The sequence below is a fragment of the Pelomonas sp. V22 genome, assembly GCF_030014915.1.
Taxonomy (GTDB): Bacteria; Pseudomonadota; Gammaproteobacteria; order Burkholderiales; family Burkholderiaceae_C; genus JAUASW01.
On the sequence record NZ_JAGIXS010000001.1, the window covers coordinates 730261 to 751023 of the forward strand.

General features: G+C 65.5%; 24 protein-coding genes. 6 read left to right on the top strand and 18 right to left on the bottom strand.

Annotated elements, in window-relative coordinates:
• Nucleotides 1-18 precede the first annotated feature (18 nt).
• The 7 genes from J7U46_RS03255 to tadA form a co-directional block, all read right to left on the bottom strand.
• Nucleotides 19-1275, bottom strand: a complete 1257-nt coding sequence (locus J7U46_RS03255) for a hypothetical protein (RefSeq protein WP_282823394.1) — start codon at nucleotides 1273-1275, stop codon at nucleotides 19-21.
• Between the two features lie 70 nt (nucleotides 1276-1345).
• Nucleotides 1346-1783, bottom strand: a complete 438-nt coding sequence (locus tag J7U46_RS03260) for a biopolymer transporter ExbD (RefSeq protein ID WP_282823395.1) — start codon at nucleotides 1781-1783, stop codon at nucleotides 1346-1348.
• A gap of 15 nt (nucleotides 1784-1798) precedes the next feature.
• A complete protein-coding gene (locus tag J7U46_RS03265) occupies nucleotides 1799-2224 on the bottom strand; it encodes a biopolymer transporter ExbD (RefSeq protein ID WP_282823396.1) in 426 nt (141 codons plus the stop codon).
• 24 nt (nucleotides 2225-2248) lie between these two features.
• Nucleotides 2249-3070, bottom strand: coding sequence for a MotA/TolQ/ExbB proton channel family protein (locus tag J7U46_RS03270; protein WP_282823397.1), 822 nt, complete (start codon nucleotides 3068-3070; stop codon nucleotides 2249-2251).
• Between the two features lie 105 nt (nucleotides 3071-3175).
• Complete coding sequence (locus J7U46_RS03275; protein ID WP_282823398.1) at nucleotides 3176-3823, bottom strand: energy transducer TonB; 648 nt, start codon at nucleotides 3821-3823, stop codon at nucleotides 3176-3178.
• Nucleotides 3824-4410: 587 nt separating this feature from the next.
• Nucleotides 4411-5361 (bottom strand): LD-carboxypeptidase, encoded by a 951-nt coding sequence (locus J7U46_RS03280; protein WP_282823399.1) that lies wholly within the window; start codon nucleotides 5359-5361, stop codon nucleotides 4411-4413.
• Nucleotides 5358-5927: a tRNA adenosine(34) deaminase TadA gene (tadA, locus tag J7U46_RS03285; protein WP_282823400.1), complete on the bottom strand. Its 570-nt coding sequence runs from the start codon at nucleotides 5925-5927 to the stop codon at nucleotides 5358-5360. The genes J7U46_RS03280 and tadA overlap by 4 nt, the downstream gene beginning before the upstream one ends.
• 48 nt (nucleotides 5928-5975) lie before the next feature.
• Here tadA and J7U46_RS03290 point away from each other — a divergent pair, with 48 nt between their 5' ends.
• Nucleotides 5976-7046: a DUF72 domain-containing protein gene (locus J7U46_RS03290; RefSeq protein WP_282823401.1), complete on the top strand. Its 1071-nt coding sequence runs from the start codon at nucleotides 5976-5978 to the stop codon at nucleotides 7044-7046.
• 4 nt (nucleotides 7047-7050) lie between these two features.
• Here J7U46_RS03290 and J7U46_RS03295 read toward each other — a convergent pair whose 3' ends face one another.
• Nucleotides 7051-7278: a hypothetical protein gene (locus J7U46_RS03295; RefSeq protein WP_282823402.1), complete on the bottom strand. Its 228-nt coding sequence runs from the start codon at nucleotides 7276-7278 to the stop codon at nucleotides 7051-7053.
• 33 nt (nucleotides 7279-7311) lie between these two features.
• On the bottom strand, nucleotides 7312-7887 hold the full coding sequence (locus J7U46_RS03300; RefSeq protein WP_282823403.1) for a 2'-5' RNA ligase family protein: 576 nt from the start codon (nucleotides 7885-7887) through the stop codon (nucleotides 7312-7314).
• A gap of 126 nt (nucleotides 7888-8013) precedes the next feature.
• Between J7U46_RS03300 and J7U46_RS03305 the strand changes: the two genes are divergently transcribed.
• Together J7U46_RS03305 and J7U46_RS03310 are read left to right on the top strand one after the other, a co-directional pair.
• Nucleotides 8014-9261 carry a spore maturation protein gene (locus J7U46_RS03305; RefSeq protein ID WP_282823405.1) on the top strand — a complete coding sequence of 416 codons (1248 nt, stop codon included), beginning with the start codon at nucleotides 8014-8016 and terminating at the stop codon, nucleotides 9259-9261.
• A 32-nt stretch (nucleotides 9262-9293) separates the two neighbouring features.
• On the top strand, nucleotides 9294-9536 hold the full coding sequence (locus J7U46_RS03310) for a glutaredoxin domain-containing protein (RefSeq protein ID WP_282823407.1): 243 nt from the start codon (nucleotides 9294-9296) through the stop codon (nucleotides 9534-9536).
• A 15-nt stretch (nucleotides 9537-9551) separates the two neighbouring features.
• Here J7U46_RS03310 and J7U46_RS03315 read toward each other — a convergent pair whose 3' ends face one another.
• From J7U46_RS03315 to guaB, 4 genes are all read right to left on the bottom strand, one after another.
• Nucleotides 9552-10115: a hypothetical protein gene (locus J7U46_RS03315; protein ID WP_282823408.1), complete on the bottom strand. Its 564-nt coding sequence runs from the start codon at nucleotides 10113-10115 to the stop codon at nucleotides 9552-9554.
• 58 nt (nucleotides 10116-10173) lie between these two features.
• Nucleotides 10174-11781: a glutamine-hydrolyzing GMP synthase gene (gene guaA, locus J7U46_RS03320; protein ID WP_282823409.1), complete on the bottom strand. Its 1608-nt coding sequence runs from the start codon at nucleotides 11779-11781 to the stop codon at nucleotides 10174-10176.
• 39 nt (nucleotides 11782-11820) lie between these two features.
• Entirely contained in the window at nucleotides 11821-13026 is a 1206-nt protein-coding gene (locus J7U46_RS03325; RefSeq protein WP_282823410.1) for a TCR/Tet family MFS transporter, read from the bottom strand.
• Between the two features lie 107 nt (nucleotides 13027-13133).
• Nucleotides 13134-14606, bottom strand: coding sequence for an IMP dehydrogenase (gene guaB, locus J7U46_RS03330; RefSeq protein WP_282823411.1), 1473 nt, complete (start codon nucleotides 14604-14606; stop codon nucleotides 13134-13136).
• A 125-nt stretch (nucleotides 14607-14731) separates the two neighbouring features.
• On the opposite strand from guaB, the gene J7U46_RS03335 reads away from it, so the two are divergent.
• On the top strand, nucleotides 14732-15244 hold the full coding sequence (locus J7U46_RS03335) for a DUF4124 domain-containing protein (protein WP_282823412.1): 513 nt from the start codon (nucleotides 14732-14734) through the stop codon (nucleotides 15242-15244).
• Between the two features lie 63 nt (nucleotides 15245-15307).
• On the opposite strand, the gene J7U46_RS03340 is transcribed toward J7U46_RS03335, so the two are convergent.
• Together J7U46_RS03340 and J7U46_RS03345 are read right to left on the bottom strand one after the other, a co-directional pair.
• Nucleotides 15308-15658 carry an RnfH family protein gene (locus J7U46_RS03340; protein WP_282823413.1) on the bottom strand — a complete coding sequence of 117 codons (351 nt, stop codon included), beginning with the start codon at nucleotides 15656-15658 and terminating at the stop codon, nucleotides 15308-15310.
• Complete coding sequence (locus J7U46_RS03345; protein ID WP_282823414.1) at nucleotides 15645-16112, bottom strand: type II toxin-antitoxin system RatA family toxin; 468 nt, start codon at nucleotides 16110-16112, stop codon at nucleotides 15645-15647. Before J7U46_RS03345 ends, J7U46_RS03340 begins: the two co-directional genes overlap by 14 nt.
• Nucleotides 16113-16160: 48 nt before the next feature.
• Here J7U46_RS03345 and smpB point away from each other — a divergent pair, with 48 nt between their 5' ends.
• The gene (gene smpB / locus J7U46_RS03350; protein ID WP_282823415.1) at nucleotides 16161-16622 is read left to right on the top strand and encodes an SsrA-binding protein SmpB; all 462 of its coding nucleotides are present in this window, start codon (nucleotides 16161-16163) and stop codon (nucleotides 16620-16622) included.
• Here smpB and J7U46_RS03355 read toward each other — a convergent pair.
• Nucleotides 16608-17798, bottom strand: a complete 1191-nt coding sequence (locus J7U46_RS03355) for a PLP-dependent transferase (protein ID WP_282823416.1) — start codon at nucleotides 17796-17798, stop codon at nucleotides 16608-16610. The two genes, smpB and J7U46_RS03355, sit on opposite strands and share 15 nt — an antisense overlap.
• 11 nt (nucleotides 17799-17809) lie before the next feature.
• Nucleotides 17810-19201 (bottom strand): 30S ribosomal protein S12 methylthiotransferase RimO, encoded by a 1392-nt coding sequence (gene rimO, locus J7U46_RS03360; RefSeq protein ID WP_282823417.1) that lies wholly within the window; start codon nucleotides 19199-19201, stop codon nucleotides 17810-17812.
• 112 nt (nucleotides 19202-19313) lie between these two features.
• On the opposite strand from rimO, the gene J7U46_RS03365 reads away from it, so the two are divergent.
• Nucleotides 19314-20111, top strand: coding sequence for a transporter substrate-binding domain-containing protein (locus J7U46_RS03365; protein ID WP_282823418.1), 798 nt, complete (start codon nucleotides 19314-19316; stop codon nucleotides 20109-20111).
• 31 nt (nucleotides 20112-20142) lie between these two features.
• Here J7U46_RS03365 and phaR read toward each other — a convergent pair whose 3' ends face one another.
• The gene (gene phaR / locus J7U46_RS03370) at nucleotides 20143-20718 is read right to left on the bottom strand and encodes a polyhydroxyalkanoate synthesis repressor PhaR (RefSeq protein WP_282823419.1); all 576 of its coding nucleotides are present in this window, start codon (nucleotides 20716-20718) and stop codon (nucleotides 20143-20145) included.
• Nucleotides 20719-20763: the final 45 nt, after the last annotated feature.

A 20763-nucleotide genomic window follows, 5' to 3' on the forward strand; every position in this document is an offset into this window, starting at 1 on the left:
CTGTCTAAGGCGAGCTGCTTACTTGGCGCCGCGCGTCTGGATCACCCACAGGCGGGCCAGCTCGGAAGCGGCATTGTTGGAGCTGCCGCGCGAGGCAGCCTTCCATGCGGCTTGTGCCTTGCCGATTTCGCCACCGTTGTAGTAGGCCAGGCCCAGGTACAGGTTGGCGTCCTCGGTGCTCTTGACGCCCTTGTCGATGGCGGACTTGATCAGCTGAGTGCCCTTCAGCGTGTCACCGCGGAAGGCCGTGGCCAGACCCAGCGACACCAGCGGCGTGCCGTCCTTGGACTCGGAAGCCACCTTCTCGGCTTCGGCCGAAGCGGCCTTGGCGTCGGCGATCTTCTTGCCCAGCAGGTCGGCGAGGCGCTTGTGGCGGGCACCCTCGGCACCCTGACCCAGCACGCCAGCGGCGATGCCCTTCTCGACGATCTTCTTGCCTTCGTCCGGATAACCGGCCTGGGCGGCCAGCTGGGCCATTTCCATGTAGTCGTCGGCCTTGCTGATGTTGCCGGTGACCAGCTTCAGGCGGTAGACGTCCAGCGTGTACTTGTCGGAGAAGTACTTCTTCTGGGTCAGGCCGGCCAGGACCTGGGTCCACATTTCCTTGGTCGGGTAGAAGTTGAGCTTCTTCTCTTCAATCAGGGCAACAGCGGCGTTGTCCTTCTGCTTCAGCGCTGCGAAGTGGGCCAGGTCCAGCTTGTCCTTGGACGGCATGCGGCCGGCGGCTTCATCGGCCTTCAGGTCGGCCATGGCGTCTTTCAACACGGTGGCCATGTCGCCCGATTTCACTTGAGCGTTCAGCTGCACCTGCTTCATGGCGGGGCTGGCGCCACCTGCTGCGAAGTACTTGTTGGCCCATTCCAGCGCCTTGGCCGAATTGCCTGCGCGGAGGTAGGTGCCGGCGATGGTTTCCATCGTGCGGACCTGGCTGGCGGCGTCGATCTTGCCGGCGGCCTTCAGGGCCTCGAAGCCCTTGACGACCTGGTCGGCATCGCCAGCGCCCGAGGCAGCCGCCATGCGCATCTGCTCGATGGTGGCGTTCTCCGTGGCGTTGCGGCCGGCCACGCCTTCGGCGTCACGCACCTTGGCCAGGGCTTCCTTGTACTTGGTGGCCTTGATCAGGGCCTGGGCATCCTTCAGGTGCTTGCCGACCTCGGGGCGCACGCCTTCAGCCTGGGCCTGGGCTTGCGCAAAGCCGACGCCACCTTCAGGCGTGGCGCCGATCACGAAGGCTGCGGCGCCAACGGCGACTGCGGCCAGAGTCTTGAGTTTCATCTCGAATATCTCCCGAAAGTAAAAACGCGCGGCCCTTGCGGGCAGCGCGTTCATCAAAGCTTGATGGCAATCACTTGGCAAACTGTTCGTTGCCAACCATGCCCATCTTGGTCAAACCATGGCGCTGCACCGAGGCCATCACCGCGGCGACCACACCATACTCCACCAGCTTGTTCGGCTTGATGTGGATTTCGGCTTGATCGGCCACGGCCATCTGGGCTTGTTCGCCCAGGCGGCTGTCGAGTTCGGCCATGCTGGCCACCGGCACGCCGTTCCAGCTGACGACACCGTCGAAGTCGATGAACAGCTCAACGACCGTCGGCTCCTTCGGGGGCGTCTGGTTGTTCGGCGGCGGCATGTCCAGGTTCACCGAGTGCAGCTGGATGGGGATGGTGATGATCAGCATCACCAGCAGCACCAGCATCACGTCAATCAGGGGCGTCGTGTTGACGTCCATCATGACTTCGGGTTCGTCGCTACCCGAAGAGCTACCTACATTCATTCCCATGCTTGGCTCCTAGCTTCAGTTGCGAGCCGGAGGCTCGGTGACGAAGCTGATCTTCATGATGCCAGCGCGCTGGCTGGCATAGATGACCTTGCCAACCGACTCATAGCGCGCACGATCGTCACCGCGGATGTGGACTTCGGGCTGAGGGTTCAGCACCGATTTTTCCTTCAGGCGGGCGACCAGCGTCTCCATGTCGGGCACCAGACCAGTGTTCCAGTAGACGTCGCCGTCCTTGGTCACTGCGATTTCGATGTTTTCCGGCTTGGTGACACGGACGATGTTCGTCTCTTTGGGAAGAGACAGATTCACCGACTGGGTCACCACCGGGATGGTGATGAGGAAGATGATCAAGAGCACCAGCATCACGTCCACGAGGGGCGTGGTGTTGATGGTCGAGACCACCTCATCATCGCCGGAAGAGGATCCGACGTTCATTCCCATGATGGGTTCTCCGGGAAGCGGGGATTAACGCTTGGCGCGGTTGCCCATCAGCACGCCGTGCAGGTCGGCGGCGAAGGCACGCACTTGGCCCATGACGGCCTTGTTGCGGTTGACCAGCCAGTTGTAGCCCAGCACGGCCGGCACAGCGACGCCCAGACCGATGGCGGTCATGATCAGCGCTTCACCCACCGGGCCTGCCACCTTGTCGATGGAAGCTTGACCAGCAACGCCGATGGCGGTCAGGGCTTGCAGAATGCCCCACACCGTGCCGAACAGGCCGATGAACGGCGAGGTCGAACCGACGGTAGCCAGGAAGCCCAGGCCCGAACCGACGCGGCTGTTGACTTCACCCACGGCGCGCTCGACGTTCATCGTGACCCAGCTGCTGTGGTCAATGTTCTCGGTCAGGGCGCCTTCATGGTGCTCCGAAGCCTCGATGGCCGAAGCAGCGATGAAGCGGAAAGCGCCGGTGTCCTTCAGGCCCTTGACGCCGTCAGCCAGGCTGGCCTTCTTGAAGAAGGTAGCGCGGACTTCCTTGGCTTCGTTGGACAGCTTTTGCGTGTCCCACAGCTTGGTGATCAGGATGTACCAGCTGCCCATCGACATGATGGCCAGCAGGAACAGCACGCCCTTGGACACGGCGTCGCCGTGCGACAACATGTGGCCCAGGCCGTAGGGGTTTTCTTCAGCCTTAGGAGCAGCGGCGGCAGCCGGAGCCGGAGCGGCTTCGGTGGTCGGGGCAGCAGAAGCAGCGTCAGCGGCTTGAGCGAAGGAGGCTTGCGAGGACAGCGCCAGGGTCGCGGCCATTGCAACGGCGGCCAGGAAGCCGGAGATACGAGAGATCATGGAGTCAACTCCTAGGAAGAAATCGGATATCGATCGGATATCGGTTTTGGGGAACGAGGGGGCCTTGGTCCAGGCCCGCCTCATGCGAACGTTGCGGGGCGAGGCTTATTCGATGCGGAACTGGAATTCCTGTTCGAACACGTGGTCGCCCGGGCATTCATAGGAATCCTTCAGGGTGGCCTCGATCGCCTGGTTCATGGCGCGCAGCGCTTTGCGGTCGACACCACCGCGCATGCTTTGCAGTTCCACCGAGACCACGCGGCCCGCCTTGACGGTGGCGGTGGCCTTGATCAGGGCTTCACCGCTCCAGTTCATGGCGGGAGCCTCAGGCTTGCCCATCTTGGTGCAGACCATGGCGGCGGTGACCTTGCCGGTAGGCGCAGCCGGGGCGGGAGCCGGAGCCGGGCGTGCCGGCGGCGTCGGAGCCACGTCACGGACGGGAGGCGGCGTCGCCGTCGTCGGCGTGGTGATCACGGCCGGCGGTGCCGGGGCGGTGATCACCACTTCAGGCGGCGGCACGAAAGGCGGCGGCGGCGTGTCCAGCTTGGGCGGCGGCGGCTCGACCTTCTTGATTTCTTCGGGCGGCTTGACCTTCTCTTCGATCACCTTGGTTTCGATCGGCTCGGCCACGGCCTTGACGATCTTGCGCGCGAGACCACTGGCCAGCGCCCAAATGATCAGGATGTGGATCAGCACAACGATGCCGAATCCAGTCGCGCGCGATGTGCCCTTCTGTTCTTGCGCAAAGTTCATGCGCGCTCCTTCATAAGACTGCCAATCTTTTCCATCATCAGATGTGGGGGTTGTTGACCCTGCACAGCGCCCGCTTTGAAAGTGTTAACAAAGTCCCCAGCTTGGAAGCCGGGCCGAAAAAACTGCAAATCGCTGGCCGTGCGAGTCGCCAGCAGAACTGCGCGGGATGGGCACTTTCGCACCACTGCGCCCCGACTACAAGAGGGGCACTGCGCAACCGCCGGCTACACGAAGATCAAGTCTCAAATCACTGGGTCAGATGGAAAGCCATCACTCAACAAAAATGCCCGCTGGCCAGGGACCTGCGGGCGACTTCCGGGGGGTGGCATGCGACGACGTAGCAGAACTACTCGTCAGCCTCCCTCGAACGCCTCCCATCATAAATGAGCAGCCCCCTAGCTTGGCCCTGGGGAATTCCCCAGCTTCCCTGCGAGAGCGCCTTGTCAAGCGGCTTTCCGACCGATGACCAAGCACACTGCACCCCGTCATCGGCTTTTGGTATTTTATTGGTATCGAAAAGCGTTACGGGTTCCGGAGATAAAGGGTTTTTACTTAGACTGCAGCCGCTTGCGCGCACAGCGCCCGGCTCAATGCCGATGCAGGTGAGGGTGGTGGTGGTGCTCCGCCGCCCAGCCGATCAGCACCTCTCGCCCCTGCACATAGAGCTCGGCCTTGGCGCCCACGGGCAGGCAGACCTTGGTGCGCACATGGCCGAACGGCAGGCCCGTCAGGATGGGCGTGCGGGTACTGGCACGCACCCGCTCGATGGCCGTCTTCAGCGTGTAGCCCCGGTCCAGCGGTGACTTGCGCCAGCCGCTGAAGTCGCCCAGCACGATGGCCTTCTGCGCATCCAGCACGCCCGCCTGCTGCAGTTGCAGCAGGCTGCGCTCCACCCGGTAGGGATGCTCGTTGACGTCTTCCAGGAACAGGATGCCGCCCTTGATCTGGGGGAAATGCCGGGTGCCGAGCAGCGAGTTCAGCACGCAGAGATTGCCGCCCCACAGCTGGCCGCGCACGCCCAGTTCCTCGAAGCCGGCCTCGGTGCGAAAGCCCACAGCCTCCAGTGCACCGCTCATGGCCTCGGTGAAGCAGTCCTGCGTGATGTCGTCGACACCGCCCTCCTCCTCGCTGCGGCCGAAGTCGTCGCAGGCCAGCGGGCCCGCCCAGCTGATCGGGTGGTGCCCCTCCTTGGCATGGGCCAGCAGGCCCAACTGCAGCGAGGTCAGGTCGCTCTGGCCGACCCAGCGCGTGCCACGCTCGGCGCTCTTGACCATCAGCTTCCAGTCGATCTGGTCCAGCAGGCGCGTCATGCCGTAGCCGCCGCGCGAAGCCAGCGCAACGTGGGGGCCGGCCTTGGCGATGCGGTGCAGGGCCGCCAGGCGCGTGGCGTCGTCACCGCCGAAGCGCTGGTGCTTGGCCAGGGCGCTTTCGTCGATCTCGACATCGAAGCCCAACTTGGCCAGGCGCTTGGCCGCGCGCTTCAGCGGCTGGGCCTGGGCCAGCACGCCGGCCGGGGTGTAGAGGGTCAGTGAGCTCATGGTTTGTATTCGTCCAGGTGAATGGCCTCCCCGGTGGGGATGGGCTCTTGGTCTTGAGGGGCGGCGGCGCGCGCGCGGTCGCGGCGCTGGCGGGCCTGCTCGCGGCGTTCGGCAAAGAAGTCGCGCAGCAGCTTGGCCGCCGGCTCGGCCAGCACGCCGCCCTGCACAGCCGTGTGATGGTTGAGCTGAGACTGGGCAAACAGGTCCAGCACCGAACCAGCCACGCCGGTCTTGGGATCGGGTGCGGCGAACACCACGCGCTTGAGCCGCGCATGCATCATGGCCATGGCGCACATGGCGCAGGGCTCCAAGGTCACATAGAGCTCACATTCCGGCAACCGGTAGTTGCCAAGCAGCGTGGCAGCGTGGCGCAGCGCCACGATCTCGGCATGGGCCGTGGGGTCATGCGTGGTGATGGGCCGGTTGTAGCCGGTGGCGATCACCTGGCCTTGGCGCATCAGCACGGCACCGACCGGCACCTCACCGACCAGCAGGGCGTTGTGGGCCTGGGCCAGCGCCAGGCGCATCGCGTATTCGTCGGCGGGGAGAAGCGGGTCGTCGGTCATGGCAGAAGGGGCGCGGGCAGTGTAGCAAGCCGGCTATGCTGCCGGCCGATGAAGGACGAGGAAGAACCAGGCCCGGCGGCCCTGCAGCACGACCTGTTCGGCGAGCCCATCGCGGCGCCGGCAAACAAGGCGCCCAAGGCTTCCAACGCAGCCGCCAAGGGCAGCAAGATCAAACCCCAGTTGCCGAGCGACGAAGTGCTGGCGCTGGCCGCCGCCCTGCCCGCCCAGGCCCGCCTGGGCTGCTCGTCCTGGAGCTATCCGGGCTGGCGCGGGCTGGTCTGGGATGGCGAATATGCCGAGACCCTGCTCTCCCGCCACGGCCTGGCCGCCTACGACCAGCAGCCGCTGATGCGGGCCATCAGCATCGACCGCGGCTTCTACCAGCCGCTGACGGCCAGCCAGTACCAGCGCTACGCCAGCCAGGTCAGCGCCGATTTCCGCTTCACGGTGAAGGCGCCGGCCCTGGTCAGCGACGCCCAGATCCGCGCCGAGGATGGCCGAGGCCGCGAAGCCAATCCCGCCTTCCTGGACCCGACCTTGGCCGTGCAGCAGTTCATCGAGCCAGCGCTGGAGGGCCTGGGCAGCAAGATCGGCGCCCTGGTGTTCCAGCTGAGTCCGCTCTCAGGCTCTCAGCTCTCGCGCATGAACGAACAGTTCGAGCGCCTGGAACGCATGCTCGACGCCCTGCCCAGCCTCACCAGCGCTGCTCCGGAGGCCGCCATCGCCGTGGAGGTGCGCGACCCACAATGGCTGCAGCCGCGCCTCGTGGAGCTGCTGCGCACCCAGGGGGCCACCTACTGCCTCGGCCTGCATCCCAAGCTGCCGCCCATCGAAGACCAGCTGTGGCTGCTGCGTGCGCTGTGGCCAGGCCCGCTGGTCGGCCGCTGGAACCTGAACGCCTGCCACGGCCCGTTCGGCTATGCGGACGCCGAGAAGAAGTACGGCGACTTCAGCCGCATCATCGACCCCGACCCGGCCACGCGCGCGGTGCTGGCCAAGATAATACGCGGCACCACGGCCGCCGGCCGCCCGGCCTATGTGACGGTGAGCAACCAGGCCGAGGGCTGCGGACCCTTGAGCGTCCAGGCCCTGGCCCGCGAGATCATCAGCCCGGGCTGAGCCTTCAGGGCTGAGCGTCCGAGGCCTTCGCGGCCGCCTGATCGATGGCACTCTGCACCTGCGCCCCCACCGCTGCTGGTGCAGGCAACTGCCCTACGGAGGACGATGCCGCCGAAGCGCCTGCCACCGGCTTGGCCACTTGCGGCACCAACTGCTTGGCCTGGTTCTTCATCATGAACATCACGATGGCAAAAGCGACGACCAGTCCGAGGATGCTGAAAGCTGCGCGCATGTCTTGTCGTCCCTTGGGCGTTAGTGAAGAGGTTCAGCCCCGCAAGGTCCAGCGCCCCAGCACCACATGCCGGGTCTGGCCTATCAGGCTGTCGATCAGCAGGAACTCGGTCGCCGTCCAGTGCAGCGGCTCCAGCGCCTGCAGCTCAATCAGGGCGTCATCGTAGAGCAGGGTCAGGTGCGGCGTGAACTTGCCGCGCAGCCCTGTCCCCCCGGCTGCCTGCAGATGCACGCCCAGGCTGCGATGGAAGGCCCGCAAGGGCTCCAGTGGCTCGCCCGCCAGCAGCACCAGCGGGTTGTTGCGCCGGTTCTGCCGGCCAAAGCTCAGCACAGCATCCAGGCAGATGGGCACGGCCGGCGCATGCAGGGCCTGGCCGGCTTCCAGCAGGCGGCGCACCAGGTCCGCCGGAAAGGCCGGGAAATCGCCGACGTGATGCAGGGTGATGTGCAGATGCTCGGCCTTGAGCGGCCGGCCCTTGAGCCCGAGCGCCTGACGCAGCGCGGCCAGCCGCTGCATGATCAGCCCGGCGATCTGCGCATCCGGTCGCAGCGCGAAGAACAGGCGGTCGGTCGGCCGAGCCGTTGAGCTGGCGGCAGGGGTGTCGGGCATCGGCCAAGCCTAGCGCATGAGCTGCGGTGATGGCCAGACCCGCGTTGGCGATGGCCGGCCAGCGGCCGGACGCGCGGCCAGCCTGAATAATCGCGGCTTTGCCGCTCGCGAAAGCACGAACCCGCCATGGTGCTCAACTACATCTGGATCGCCTTCTTCCTGGCCGGCTTCGGCGTGGCGCTGATACGCCTGATGCAGGGCGACCTGCTGATCTTCAGCCAGGTGCTCAGCGGCATTTTCGACACCGCCAAGACCGGCTTCGACATCTCCCTCGGCCTCGTAGGCGTGATGAGCCTGTGGCTCGGCATCATGAAGATCGGCGAGAACGCCGGCGTCATCCAGCTGTTCGCGCGCGCCATTGCACCCTTCTTCTCGCGCATCTTCCCCGAGGTGCCCAAAGGCCATCCGGCCGGCGGCTCGATGGTGATGAACTTCTCCGCCAACATGCTCGGCCTCGACAACGCGGCCACGCCGTTGGGCCTGAAAGCCATGAAGGAGCTGCAGGAGATCAACCCGCAGAAGGACACGGCCAGCAACGCGATGATCATGTTCCTGGTGCTGAACACGGCCGGCATCACCTTGATCCCGACTTCGGTGATTGCGATCCGCCAGACCATGGCCATCGACCAGCACCTGGTGAACTTCAACGCGGCCGACATCTTCCTGCCCACGCTGATCGGCACCTTCATCAGCTTCGTGGCCGGCCTGGTGGCCGTGGCCTGGGTGCAGAAGATCAAGCTCTACAGCGCGCCCATGCTGGCCTTCTTCGGCGGCTTCGCGGCGCTGATGGCGGGCCTGTATGGCTGGCTGCACAACTACCCGCCGGAAGAGATGTCGCGCTACATCGGCCTCCTGGGCAGCCTGGTGATCATGAGCATCATTGTGGCCTTCGTCGCCGTGGGCGCCTGGCGGCGCATCAATGTCTACGAGGCTTTTGTCGAGGGTGCCAAGGAAGGCTTCGGCGTGGCCGTGCAGATCATCCCGTACCTGATCGCCATCCTGGTGGCCATCTCGGTGTTCCGCACCACCGGCGGCATGGACTACCTGATACGCGGCATCGCCTGGTGCGTGGGCGCCATGGGCCTGCCGACCGACTTCGTGCCCGCCCTGCCCGTGGGCCTGATGAAGACGCTGTCCGGCAGCGGCGCGCGCGGCCTGATGGTCGACGTGATGAAGACCTACGGCGTCGACTCCTTCCAGGGCAAGCTCGCCGCCATCATCCAGGGCTCGACCGAGACCACCTTCTACGTGCTGGCGGTCTACTTCGGCAGCGTCAACATCAAGAAGACCCGCTACGCGTTGACCTGCGGCCTGATTGCCGACGTGGTGGGCCTCGTCGGTGCCATCGTCGTCGGGTACTGGTTCTTCAAGTGAGGCGCCCGGCGCCCTCCGCTTAGACTGCCGCCATGCAACTCAAGATCGTCGTCTATTCCAAGTCCGCCTGCCCGCAGTGCGACATCGTCAAGAACCTCCTGAAGGCGAAGAACCTCGCCTACGAGGAAATCAAGATCGATGACGAAGAGCAGCGCATGGCCTTCTATGAAAAGTGCGGGCCGTCGGTGCGTGCTATGCCGCAGGTCTTCATCAACGAGCAGCGTGTGGGCGGCGTGGCCGGGCTTCAGGCGGCATTTGCGCAGCTGAAGCTCTAAGACTCGGGCGAAGGCTCAGGGCTGCGGAAAAGTCCAGCGGCCGAGCACCACATCCTCGCCCTTGCCGAACTTGCCGTTCACCAGCACGAACTCGCTGGGCGTCCAGCTGATCGGGGCTATGGGCTGTTGCTCAACCGCCATCACGTCTTCCAGCAAGGCCAGATGCGGATTGAAGCTGGCATAGCGGTAGATGCCTGCAGTCTTAAGCGAAGCTGTGAGCTGCGCGTGGAAAGCCTTCAAAGCCACAAGCGATGCCTCGCCAGGCAGCAGCACCAAGGGATGCTTCTTGGCATCACGGCGCTTCAAGCTTGAGGCCTGATCCAGCTTGACCTCGAAGGCTGCAGCGCTGAACGAAGCCGCAGCGGCCATCGCCTTGTCAGCGAGCTCTTGCGGAAAGCGCACGAAGTCGCCGAGATGGTGAAGCGTGATCTGCAGCTCTTCGGCCTTCAGGGGCGCACTGAGCAAAGCCTGCTCGGTACGCAGGCGCTCACGCGCGGCCTCGATGCTGGCGAGGGCCGCCGCGTCCGGGCGCAGGGCAAAGAACAGTCGGTCGGTGAATTTGTCGGGACGTGCGGCCATCGCGGTGCCTCCAGTCAATTGATCATGTTTGTCGGCACGGCCAGGTCGGGCGACCGGCTCATTCCCATTCGATCGTCGCCGGCGGCTTGCTCGACACGTCGTAGGTCACGCGGTTGATGCCGCGCACTTCGTTGATGATGCGACCCGAGCAGCGCTTCAGCAGGCTGTAGGGCAGCTCGGCCCAGTCGGCGGTCATGAAGTCGCTGGTCTGCACGGCGCGCAGGGCCACCACGTAGTCATACGTGCGGCCGTCACCCATCACGCCCACGCTCTTCACAGGCAGGAAGACGGTGAAGGCTTGAGAGGTCAGCTCGTACCAGGTCTTGCCCGTGGCTTCGTCCTTGGTATTGCGCAGCTCTTCGATGAAGATCGCATCGGCGCGGCGCAGCAGGTCGGCGTAGTCCTTCTTCACTTCCCCGAGGATGCGCACACCAAGGCCGGGGCCGGGGAACGGGTGGCGGTAGACCATCTCGGGCGGCAGGCCCAGGGCCACGCCCAGCTCGCGCACCTCATCCTTGAACAGCTCGCGCAGGGGCTCCAGCAGCTTCAGGCCCAGTTGCTCGGGCAAGCCGCCCACGTTGTGGTGGCTCTTGATCGTCGTGGCCTTCTTGGTCTTGGTGCCGCCGCTCTCCACCACGTCTGGGTAGATCGTGCCTTGAGCCAGGAAGGTCGCACCCTTGTGACCCGCGCCCGAGGCCTTCAGCTTCGCGGCTTCTTCCTTGAAGACGTCAACGAACAGGCCACCGATGATCTTGCGCTTCTTCTCGGGGTCGGTGACGCCGGCCAGCTGGCCGAGGAACAAGTCTTCAGCCTGCACGCGGATCACCTTGGCGTGCAGCTTGCCTTCGAACATGTCCATCACCATGTCGCCCTCGTTCAGGCGCAAGAGGCCGTGGTCAACGAAGACACAAGTCAGCTGGTCGCCGATGGCGCGGTGGATCAGCGCAGCAGCGACCGACGAGTCAACACCGCCCGAGAGGCCAAGGATGACCTCTTCGTCGCCCACCTGCTCGCGGATCCTCTGGACGGCTTCCTCGATGTAGTCGCCCATGATCCAGTCGCCCTTGCAGCCGGCAATGCCGAGCACGAAGCGCTCCAGCATGGCCTGGCCCTTCAAGGTGTGCGTCACCTCGGGGTGGAACTGGACGGCGTAGTAGCCCTTCTCCTCGTTCGCCATGCCGGCGATCGGGCAGCTCGGCGTGGAAGCCAACAGCTTGAAACCAGGCGGCAGCACGGTGACCTTGTCGCCATGACTCATCCAGACCTTGAGCATGCCGTGGCCTTCTAGCGTGGCGTGGTCTTGAATGCCATCGAGCAGCTTGGTGTGGCCATGGGCGCGCACCTCGGCATAGCCGAACTCGCGGTGGTCGCTCCACTCGACCTTGCCGCCCAGTTGCACGGCCATGGTCTGCATGCCGTAGCAGATGCCGAGCACCGGCACGCCGCTGTCCCACACGGCCAGCGGCGCGCGCAGCTCGTGGTCCTCATAGGTCGAGGCATGGCTGCCCGACAGGATGATGGCCTTGGGCGCATAGCTGCGGATGAAGTCGTCCGACACATCGTTCGGATGGATCTCGCAATAGACATGGGCCTCGCGGACACGGCGCGCAATCAGCTGCGTGACCTGGGAGCCGAAGTCGAGGATCAGGACTTTGTCGTGGTTCATGGTGGGTGCTCGAGCTCGTGAAGATTCAGAAGATGGTGTTCAGGCCGCTGCGGGGCTGGCCGCGCGCTGGCGGGCGAAATGCCGCCAGGCAAAGAACAGCGCGAGCGCCTGCAGGGCCGCGCAGAAATAGAAGGGAGCGCCGATGCGCCAGTCGCCGTGCGGCAGTTCGGAAACCGCGTGCAGCAGCGTTGCGCCCAGCACCGGCGCGATCACGGCCATCATGCTGTTCAGCGAGGACACGGCGCCCATGGTCTCGCCCTGGTTCTTGGCATCGGCCGCGTTGGAGATCAGGCTCTGGATCGCAGCGCTGGAGGCAAAGCCCAGCACGTTCAGGAAGATGATGGCGATCATCATCCAGCCCTCGGTGGCCGCGCCCCAGACGAAGTTGGTGACCGTGCCCGAGGCCAGACCGAGGATGACCAGGCGCTGCGGGCTGAAAGCCTTCAGTAGCTTGGGCAGCAAGAGGCCCTGCACGATCACCGACATCACGCCCACGGCGAACAGCGACCAGCCGTTTTCCTTGGGGCCCCAGCCAAACTTGAAGCTGGTGTAGAGCACCCAGCTCGTGTGCAGCACGAACTGCGCAAGGCCGGCCAGCGCGATCACCCAAACGAGAGGCCCCACGCCGCGCAAGGCGGCGAGCTTCTGGAAGGCGCTGACCGGGTTGGCCTTGCGCCAGTCGAACTGCCGGCGCTGCTCCCGAGGCAGGGACTCGGGCAGCACGAAGAAGCCATAGCACCAGTTCACCAGAGCCAGACCACCAGCGACGAAGAACGGCAGGTGCAGGTTGATCGAGCCCAGCATGCCACCCATCACCGGGCCGAGGATGAAGCCCATGCCGAAGGCCGCACCCAGCATGCCGAAGCGCTTGGCGCGCTCCTCGGGCGGCGTGATGTCGGCCACATAGGCATTGGCAACAGCGATGTTCGCCTGCATGGCCCCGCTGACGAGGCGGATCGCGATCAGCATCCACAGCGCGGTCGCCATCGCGGTGACGAAGAAGCTGAGCATCAGGCCGGAGAAGCCGAGCAGCAGCACCGGGCGCCGACCGTATTGATCGGACAGCGCGCCGAGGATGGGCGAGGTCAGGAAGTTGGCGAAGCCGAAGGCAAAGGCCACGGCGCCGTACCAGAAGGCGTGGTCGGCCTGATTGGCCGTGAAGGTGCCCACCAGCGGCGGCAGCACCGGGATGATCAGGCCGATCGAGATCATGTCGATCAGCACCGCCACCATGATGAAACCCATGCCGGCGGATTTGGTGGGTCGGCTGGGAACGCTGCTTTCGCTCACTGCGTCGAATTCCTTAAGTGAGGAACGGGGCACTAGGCCCCGTTCGTCAAACCGCTAACGCCTTATTCAGAGCGGTAGTTCGGTGCTTCCTTGGTGATCTGCACGTCGTGGACGTGGCTCTCACGGATACCGGCCGAGGTGATCTCGACGAACTCGGCCTTGTCCTGCATGTCCGCAATCGTGGCGCAACCGCAGTAGCCCATCGAGGCGCGCAGGCCGCCGGCCATCTGGAACACGATGGCGACCAGCGAGCCCTTGTAAGGCACACGACCTTCAATGCCCTCGGGCACCAGCTTGTCGGCGTTGGGGTTGCTGGTCTCGTCGTTTTCCTGGAAGTAGCGGTCGGCCGAGCCGGCCTTCATCGCGCCGATCGAGCCCATGCCACGGTAGCTCTTGTACGAGCGCCCCTGGAACAGCACGACCTCGCCCGGCGCTTCCTCGGTGCCGGCGAACATGCCGCCCATCATCACGGCGCTGGCGCCGGCGGCGATGGCCTTGGAGATGTCGCCCGAGTAGCGGATGCCGCCGTCGGCAATCAACGGCACGCCCGTGCCCTTGAGCGCGGTGGCCACGTAGTCGATGGCGGTGATCTGCGGCACACCCACGCCAGCGACGATGCGCGTGGTGCAGATGGAGCCCGGGCCGATGCCGACCTTGACGCCGTCGGCGCCCGCTTCGGCCAGGGCCAAAGCCGCAGCGCCGGTGGCGATGTTGCCGCCAATCACGTCGACCTGCGGGAAGTTCTGCTTGACCCAGCGCACGCGCTCGATCACGCCGGCGCTGTGCCCGTGGGCCGTGTCGACCACGATGGCATCGACGCCGGCACGCACCAGCAGCTCGACGCGCTCTTCCGTGCCCTCACCCACCCCGACAGCGGCGCCGACGCGCAGCTTGCCTTGTGCGTCACGCGCGGCGTTCGGGAAGTTGGTCTGCTTGGTGATGTCCTTGACGGTCATCAGGCCGCGCAGCTCGAAAGCGTCGTTGACGACCAGCACGCGCTCCAGCTTGTGCTTGTGCATCAGAGCCTTGCCTTCGGCCAGCGAGGCGCCTTCCTTGACATAGACCAGGCGCTCGGCCGGGGTCATGATCTCGCGCACCGGGGCATCGTTGCGCGTTTCGAAGCGCAGGTCACGGCCGGTGACGATGCCCACGACCTTGGCCCCCTGCAGCACCGGGAAGCCGGAGATGCCATGCTGCTCGGAGAGCTGCTTGACCTGGCGGACCGTGGTCTCGGGGGTGATGGTGATCGGGTCGCGCAGCAGGCCCGACTCATAGCGCTTCACGCGGGCCACCTCGGCGGCCTGCTGCTGCGCGGTCAGGTTCTTGTGCACGATACCCATGCCGCCTTCCTGGGCCATGGCGATGGCCAGGCGGGCTTCCGTCACCGTGTCCATGGCGGCAGACACCAGGGGCAGGTTCAGGCGGATATTGCGGGTCAGTTGGGTGGCGAGGCTGGTGTCGCGAGGCAACACCTGGGAGAAGGCTGGCACCAACAACACATCGTCGAAGGTGAGCGCTTTGCCGAGAAGGCGCATGTGGGAGGCTCCAGACGCAAAGCGGCATTATACGGAAGCAGTTCACGCTCCCGCTCTGGTTGGGGTCAAGCCCTGCCAGTACACTCCTGCGCACCCCTGCAGTAACGCCCCTCGGGCGACGCCCCATGCGACTGTCGCGACTGTCTCCCACGCTTTGCCTCCTGCTTCTGCTGACCCTGGTGGGCAGCGCCCAGGCCCAATGGAAATGGAAGGACAGCAGCGGCAACGTGCAGTACAGCGACCGGCCGCCGCCGCCGGGAACGCCCGAGAAAGACATCCTCCAGAAGCCGCCACAGCGCTACCAACCGGTGGTCGTGCGCCAGCTGGGCGCCAGCGCCCCGGAAGCTGCTGCAGCAGCCGCGCCGGCCAGCGCCGCCTCCCGCCCCGATGCCCAGGCACAGGCCCGCCAGCGCCAGCAGGAACAGGAGCAGGCCGCCAAGCAGAAGGAAGAAGAGCGCAAGCAGGCCGCCCAGCGCGCCGAGAACTGCCGCAATGCCAAGGGCCAGCTGCAAATGCTGGAAAGTGGCGTGCGAGTCAGGCAAACCAACGCCCAGGGCGAGCCCGTGGTACTGGACGACAAGCAGCGCGCCGAAGAAATGCAGCGCTCGCGCGCCGTCATCGCCAGCGAATGCCGCTGAGCTCGCGGCAGCCGAGTTACCACCTGCGCCGGCCGCCAATCAACGACAGGTCTTGCCGTTGAATCAACGGCTGGTCTTGCCGCCCAGGGGCCTGTGCCTCGACACGATGCGCTCGCCGCGCGCCTTGTAGCGCTGGCGTCGCGCCTCCTTGGGGTCCACGGTCAGGGGGCGGTAGACCTCGATGCGGTCCTGATCACGCAGCGCATGGCTGAGCGGCTGCTCCCTGCCCCACACGCCCAAGGCCAGCTCGGCCAACTGCGGCAACTGATCCGCAAAGGCGGCGCAGCTGCGCAAGCCCTGTTCCAGCGTGCTGCCGTCGGCCAGATCGAGCCAGGCATGGCGCACATCGCCGGCCTGCGGGCTCCACACCAGCTCGACGCGTATGCGCCCCGGCTGCAACTCAGCGAGCGCCATAGACGCTCTCGGCGCGCTGCACGAAGCTGTCGACGAAGGTATTGGCCACACGGTCGAACACCGGGCTGACCACGGCCTCCAGCGCCTTGCTGGAGAAGGCATAGCAGAGATCGAATTCGATCTTGCAGGCCTGCGGCCCGGCCACGGCGGGCTCGGCGCCCGGCTTGCCCAGCGGCAGGAAGAACCAGTTGCCCTCGAGCTTGGAGAACGGGCCATCGACCAGCTCCATGCTGACGCGGCGGTCGGTCTCGTGCGTGTTGCGGGTGGTGAAGGCGTGGCGCACGCCGGCGTAGGCGAGCCCCAGCTTGGCGGTCATGCCGCCCTCGTGCTGCTCGAGCAGCTCGGCCCGTTCGCACCAGGGCAGGAACTCGGGATAGCGGGAAATATCGGTGACCAGCTCATACATCTCGCGCGGCGAATACCAAAGCAGGACGGATTTTTTGACGTGCTTCATACAATGCAGGCCATTCTATTGGCGGCACCCGCCGCAACATCGGTCCTCATGTCCATCGCTGAAAACCGCCGCGCCCGTTTCGAGTACCACATTGAAGAGCAGTTCGAGGCCGGCATGGTGCTGGAAGGCTGGGAGGTCAAGGCCGTGCGCGCCGGCCAGGTCCAGCTGACCGACGGCCACGTGATGATCAAGAACGGCGAGCTGTTCCTGATCGGCTGCCGCATCAATCCGCTGCGCACCGCGTCCACCCACGTGAACCCGCTGGCCGACCGGACCAAGAAGCTGCTGATGAAGAAGGACGAGATCCGTCGCCTGATCGGCAAGGTCGAGCAGAAGGGTTTCACCATGGTGCCGCTCAACCTGCACTACAAGGGCAGCCACATCAAGTGCGACATTGCCCTGGCCAAGGGCAAGGACAAGGCGGACAAGCGCGAGACCGAGAAGAAGCGGGATTGGGAAAGGGAGAAAGGGCGCTTGATGCGCCACGCTGTCCCGTCAAACAAGGCCTGATTCGAGCGCCTGTTCGAGATCGGCCCGCAGATCGGCCTCAGCCTCCAGCCCGATGGCAAAGCGCACCAGCGGCCCGCGCGCAATCGGCATGGGCAGCGAACGGCTCTGGCTCATGTTGTAGGGTACGGCGAGGCTCATCGGACCGGCCCAGGAGTAGCCGATACCGTACAGCTCCAGCGCGTCGATGAAGGCATCGACCTGCTTCTGCGTGTACTCCGGCTTGAACACCACCGAGAACAGGCAGGCTGCGCCGCCGCTGCTGCTCTGCAGCCAATGCTGGTGGCCCGGCGAGCCGGGCAGCGCCGGGTGCAGCACCTGGGCCACCTCGGGCCGCGTTTGCATCCAGGCCGCGAGCGCGCGCGTCGTTGCGTCCTGGGCGCGGTAGCGCAGCTCCAAAGTCGGCAGCGAGCGCAGCACCAGCTCCACATCGTTCTGGCCAAGGCCGTAGCCCAGGTGCTCGTGGCAGTTGTCGATGCGGTCGCGCAAGGCGCGGTCGCGGGTGTAGACACCGCCCATCAGCACGTCGGCACCGCCCGACTGGTACTTGGTCAGCGCCTGCATGGAAATGTCGACACCCAGGCCCGGCGCGATCTCGAAGGCATTGAAGGCCACGCCCGCGCCCCAGGTGTTGTCCAGCGCGGTCAGCACGCCGGCCGCCTTGCAGCGCTGCAGCAGCCCGACCAGGTCCGGAAACTCCAGCGTGATCGAACCGGCGGCCTCGAGCCACACAAGCTTGGTCTGCGGCGACAGCGGCAGCGCGGCTGCGTCGAGCGGGTCGTAGAACTTGTGGCTGATGCCCATGCGCGGCAGATAGTCCTGCGCCAGCCAGCGGTTCTGGCCGTAGACGTTGTCGGGCAGCAGCACCTCGTCGCCAGGCTGCAAGAGCGCCAGATTCACGACGGTGATGGCCGAAAGGCCCGAAGGCGTCAGCAGGCAATGCTCCGCGCCTTCCAGCGTGGCGAGGCGCGCCGCCAGCGTGTAGCTGGTGGGCGTGCCATGCAGGCCGTAGCGGTAGCTGAGACCGTCGCGCGGGCGCGGCCGACGCAGGTCGGCCGTGTCCTTGAACAGCACGGTCGAGGCCTTGAACACGCCCACCGGATGGGCGGCCCAACCCTCGGGCGGCTGGTAAGGATGGTGGATCTGCTCGGTAGCGAGGGCGCGCTTCTTGTGGCTCAAGAGGCGCTCCTTCAGATCGGCATGCCGACGAGGTCGTGGCCCTCGGCCGCGACGATGCGCACGCGCGTGAACTCACCCACCTTCAACGTCTTGCTGGCCTTCTCCGGCGGCAGGATTCGCACCGTGCCGTCGATCTCCGGCGCATCCGCGTAGGTACGGCCCACGCCGCCCTTGCGGCCCAGGGCCGGCGCGGAATCGACCAGCACCTGCATGGTCGCGCCAATGCGCGAGCGCAGCTTGTCGGCCGAGACCTGCTCGGCAATCGCCATGAAGCGCGCGCGGCGCTCCTCGCGCACTTCGTCTGGCAGCGCGCCGGCCAGCTCGTTGGCGCTGGCGCCTTCCACCGGCGAATAGGCGAAGCAGCCGGCACGGTCGATGCGGGCTTCGTTCATGAAATCGAGCAGGTACTGGAACTCGGCCTCGGTCTCACCGGGGAAGCCGGCGATGAAAGTCGAGCGGATCACGATCTCGGGGCAGATCTCGCGCCAGCGCGCGATGCGCTCCATGTTCTTCTCGCCATTGGCCGGGCGCTTCATGCGCTTGAGCACATCGGGGTGGGCATGCTGGAACGGCACGTCCAGGTAGGGCAGCACCAGGCCTTCGGCCATCAGGGGCAGCACCTCGTCGACGTGCGGGTACGGGTACACATAGTGCAGGCGCACCCAGGCGCCATGCTGCTTGGCGATCTCGCCGAGCTGGGCCACCAGGTCCAGCATCTTGGTCTTGACCGGCTTGCCGTCCCAGAAGCCGGTGCGGTACTTGACGTCGACACCGTAGGCGCTGGTGTCCTGGCTGACGACCAGCAGTTCCTTGACGCCCGATTCGAACAGCGCCCGTGCCTCGTTCAGCACGTCGCCGATGGGCCGCGACACCAGGTCGCCGCGCATGCTCGGGATGATGCAGAACGAGCAACGGTGGTTGCAGCCCTCGCTGATCTTCAGGTAGGCGTAGTGCCTGGGCGTCAGCTTGATGCCGGCGATGCCGCGCGCCTCGGGCACCAGGTCGATGAAGGGGTCGTGCGGCTTCGGCACGTGGGTGTGGACGGCGTCCATCACCTCCTGCGTGGCATGCGGGCCGGTGACGGCCAGCACGCTCGGGTGCATCTCGCGCACCAGGTTGTCGCTCGAGGGGCCAGCCTTGGCGCCCAAGCAGCCGGTGACGATGACTTTGCCGTTCTCGGCCAGCGCCTCGCCGATGGTGTCCAGGCTTTCCTTGACCGCATCGTCGATGAAGCCGCAGGTGTTGACGATCACCAGGTCGGCACCGGCGAAGGTCTTGGAGGTTTCATAGCCTTCCGCACGCAGCTGCGTGAGGATGAGCTCGGAATCGGTCAGGGCCTTGGGGCAGCCGAGGGACACGAAACCGATCTTGGGCGCGGGATTTTGGACGGCGGATTCACTCATGCCGCGATTGTCCCTCATCCCCGCGACCGGGCAACGTCCCCTAGCCGGGCCAGCGGCGCCAGGATTAGCATCGGGCCCATCGGCCTCCGGCGTTCCTTGCAGTACCCCTCCCATGTCCTGGTTCCGCACATCCGCCCTGCTCGGCCGTCTGGGCTTGCTCGCTTGTTGCGCCCTGCTGCTTGGCCAGGCGCTGGCTGCGCCCGTTTGCGAACGGCCGCTGCGCATGGCCGTCGAACAGCGGCCGCCCTATCTGTTCATGACCGCCGAAGGCCAGATGCAGGGCTGCGACATCGAGCTGGTGCGGGCCATCCTGCAGCAGGCCGGCTGCACGCTGGAGCTGGTGCCGGAGCTGCCCAGGCGGCGGCGCTACACCATGTTCGTCACCGGCGAGATCGACATCCTGCCCGCCGCCTCGATGACGGCCGAACGGCGCGAGGTCGCCTGGTTCAGCGCGCCCTACTTCGTCGAAGCCGTCGCGCTGTTCGCCCTGCCGGAAAAGGCATCGAAGCTGCAAAACATCAAGAACTTCGAGGACATTCGCTCACGGCGCATCAGCCTCATCAGCCAGAGCTTCGGCTGGTTCGGCGACGCCTTCGAGGCCTACAAGCCAGCGCTGCAGAACGACGGCCTGCTGTCGCACTACGACCAGCTGGGCAATGCACTGCAGATGCTGAAGCTGGGGCGCGGCGATCTGGTCCTCGCGGACCGGGCAGCGATGCGTCAACTCGCGCAACAGCAGAAATTCAAGCTGATCGAGCTCGACTACCTGCCCCTGCAGGGCGCGGCCCGGCTGATGCTGAGCAAGCGTTCGATCAACGAGGGCCAGTTCCGAGCCATCGACGCGGCCCTGCAAAAGCTGGAAGACAGCGGCGCCTTGAAGCAGATTCGCAGCCGCCACGGATTGCAATGAAGACCGCAGTGTTGGCCTGAGCTGCGGCTGCTTACTTCTTCGGCGGGAAGCCGGGCATGCCGGGGAAGGCTTTCTGCATCTGCTCGCTCATCTGCTCGAGCAGGTTCTTGCTCTGCTCCACGTAGCCGCCCATGCCGCCCATCAGGCCCTGCATCATCGGCGACTGCGTGCCCATGAACTTGGCCCAGGTCTCGGGGCTGAACGCGAGGCCCGGGCTCTGGTCGACGAACTTCTTCTGCATCTCGGCAAAGGTCTGCATGTTCTTCTCCAGATACTCGCCCATCACGCCCTGCATCGCATGGCCGTAGAAGCGGATGATCTGCTCCAGTGACTGGGTGGTGAACATGGGCACGCCGCCGGTTTCTTCCTCGAGGATGATCTGCAGGAGGATGGAGCGGGTCAGGTCTTCGGCGGTCTTGGCGTCACGCACTTCGAAAGCCTGACCATCCAGCACCATGGCCTTGACGTCGGCCAAGGTGATGTAGCTGCTGGTCTTGGTGTCGTAGAGACGGCGGTTGGGGTACTTCTTCAGGATGCGCAGTTCGGGCGCCGCCTCGGCCGCGCCTGCTGTCTTCTCCGTCGTCTTGCCTCTGCGGGCAGTCGCCATCGCTTGCTCCTATATTGCGTTGCAGCAAGATTCTAGGAGGCCCCC

Bases quoted from the DNA above. Each gene is read 5' to 3' on its own strand.
- J7U46_RS03255 (WP_282823394.1), bottom strand. From the start codon at position 1,275: ATGAAACTCAAGACTCTGGCCGCAGTCGCCGTTGGCGCCGCAGCCTTC.
- J7U46_RS03260 (WP_282823395.1), bottom strand. From the start codon at position 1,783: ATGGGAATGAATGTAGGTAGCTCTTCGGGTAGCGACGAACCCGAAGTC.
- J7U46_RS03265 (WP_282823396.1), bottom strand. From the start codon at position 2,224: ATGGGAATGAACGTCGGATCCTCTTCCGGCGATGATGAGGTGGTCTCG.
- J7U46_RS03270 (WP_282823397.1), bottom strand. From the start codon at position 3,070: ATGATCTCTCGTATCTCCGGCTTCCTGGCCGCCGTTGCAATGGCCGCG.
- J7U46_RS03275 (WP_282823398.1), bottom strand. From the start codon at position 3,823: ATGAACTTTGCGCAAGAACAGAAGGGCACATCGCGCGCGACTGGATTC.
- J7U46_RS03280 (WP_282823399.1), bottom strand. From the start codon at position 5,361: ATGAGCTCACTGACCCTCTACACCCCGGCCGGCGTGCTGGCCCAGGCC.
- tadA (WP_282823400.1), bottom strand. From the start codon at position 5,927: ATGACCGACGACCCGCTTCTCCCCGCCGACGAATACGCGATGCGCCTG.
- J7U46_RS03290 (WP_282823401.1), top strand. From the start codon at position 5,976: ATGAAGGACGAGGAAGAACCAGGCCCGGCGGCCCTGCAGCACGACCTG.
- J7U46_RS03295 (WP_282823402.1), bottom strand. From the start codon at position 7,278: ATGCGCGCAGCTTTCAGCATCCTCGGACTGGTCGTCGCTTTTGCCATC.
- J7U46_RS03300 (WP_282823403.1), bottom strand. From the start codon at position 7,887: ATGCCCGACACCCCTGCCGCCAGCTCAACGGCTCGGCCGACCGACCGC.
- J7U46_RS03305 (WP_282823405.1), top strand. From the start codon at position 8,014: ATGGTGCTCAACTACATCTGGATCGCCTTCTTCCTGGCCGGCTTCGGC.
- J7U46_RS03310 (WP_282823407.1), top strand. From the start codon at position 9,294: ATGCAACTCAAGATCGTCGTCTATTCCAAGTCCGCCTGCCCGCAGTGC.
- J7U46_RS03315 (WP_282823408.1), bottom strand. From the start codon at position 10,115: ATGGCCGCACGTCCCGACAAATTCACCGACCGACTGTTCTTTGCCCTG.
- guaA (WP_282823409.1), bottom strand. From the start codon at position 11,781: ATGAACCACGACAAAGTCCTGATCCTCGACTTCGGCTCCCAGGTCACG.
- J7U46_RS03325 (WP_282823410.1), bottom strand. From the start codon at position 13,026: ATGGGTTTCATCATGGTGGCGGTGCTGATCGACATGATCTCGATCGGC.
- guaB (WP_282823411.1), bottom strand. From the start codon at position 14,606: ATGCGCCTTCTCGGCAAAGCGCTCACCTTCGACGATGTGTTGTTGGTG.
- J7U46_RS03335 (WP_282823412.1), top strand. From the start codon at position 14,732: ATGCGACTGTCGCGACTGTCTCCCACGCTTTGCCTCCTGCTTCTGCTG.
- J7U46_RS03340 (WP_282823413.1), bottom strand. From the start codon at position 15,658: ATGGCGCTCGCTGAGTTGCAGCCGGGGCGCATACGCGTCGAGCTGGTG.
- J7U46_RS03345 (WP_282823414.1), bottom strand. From the start codon at position 16,112: ATGAAGCACGTCAAAAAATCCGTCCTGCTTTGGTATTCGCCGCGCGAG.
- smpB (WP_282823415.1), top strand. From the start codon at position 16,161: ATGTCCATCGCTGAAAACCGCCGCGCCCGTTTCGAGTACCACATTGAA.
- rimO (WP_282823417.1), bottom strand. From the start codon at position 19,201: ATGAGTGAATCCGCCGTCCAAAATCCCGCGCCCAAGATCGGTTTCGTG.
- J7U46_RS03365 (WP_282823418.1), top strand. From the start codon at position 19,314: ATGTCCTGGTTCCGCACATCCGCCCTGCTCGGCCGTCTGGGCTTGCTC.
- phaR (WP_282823419.1), bottom strand. From the start codon at position 20,718: ATGGCGACTGCCCGCAGAGGCAAGACGACGGAGAAGACAGCAGGCGCG.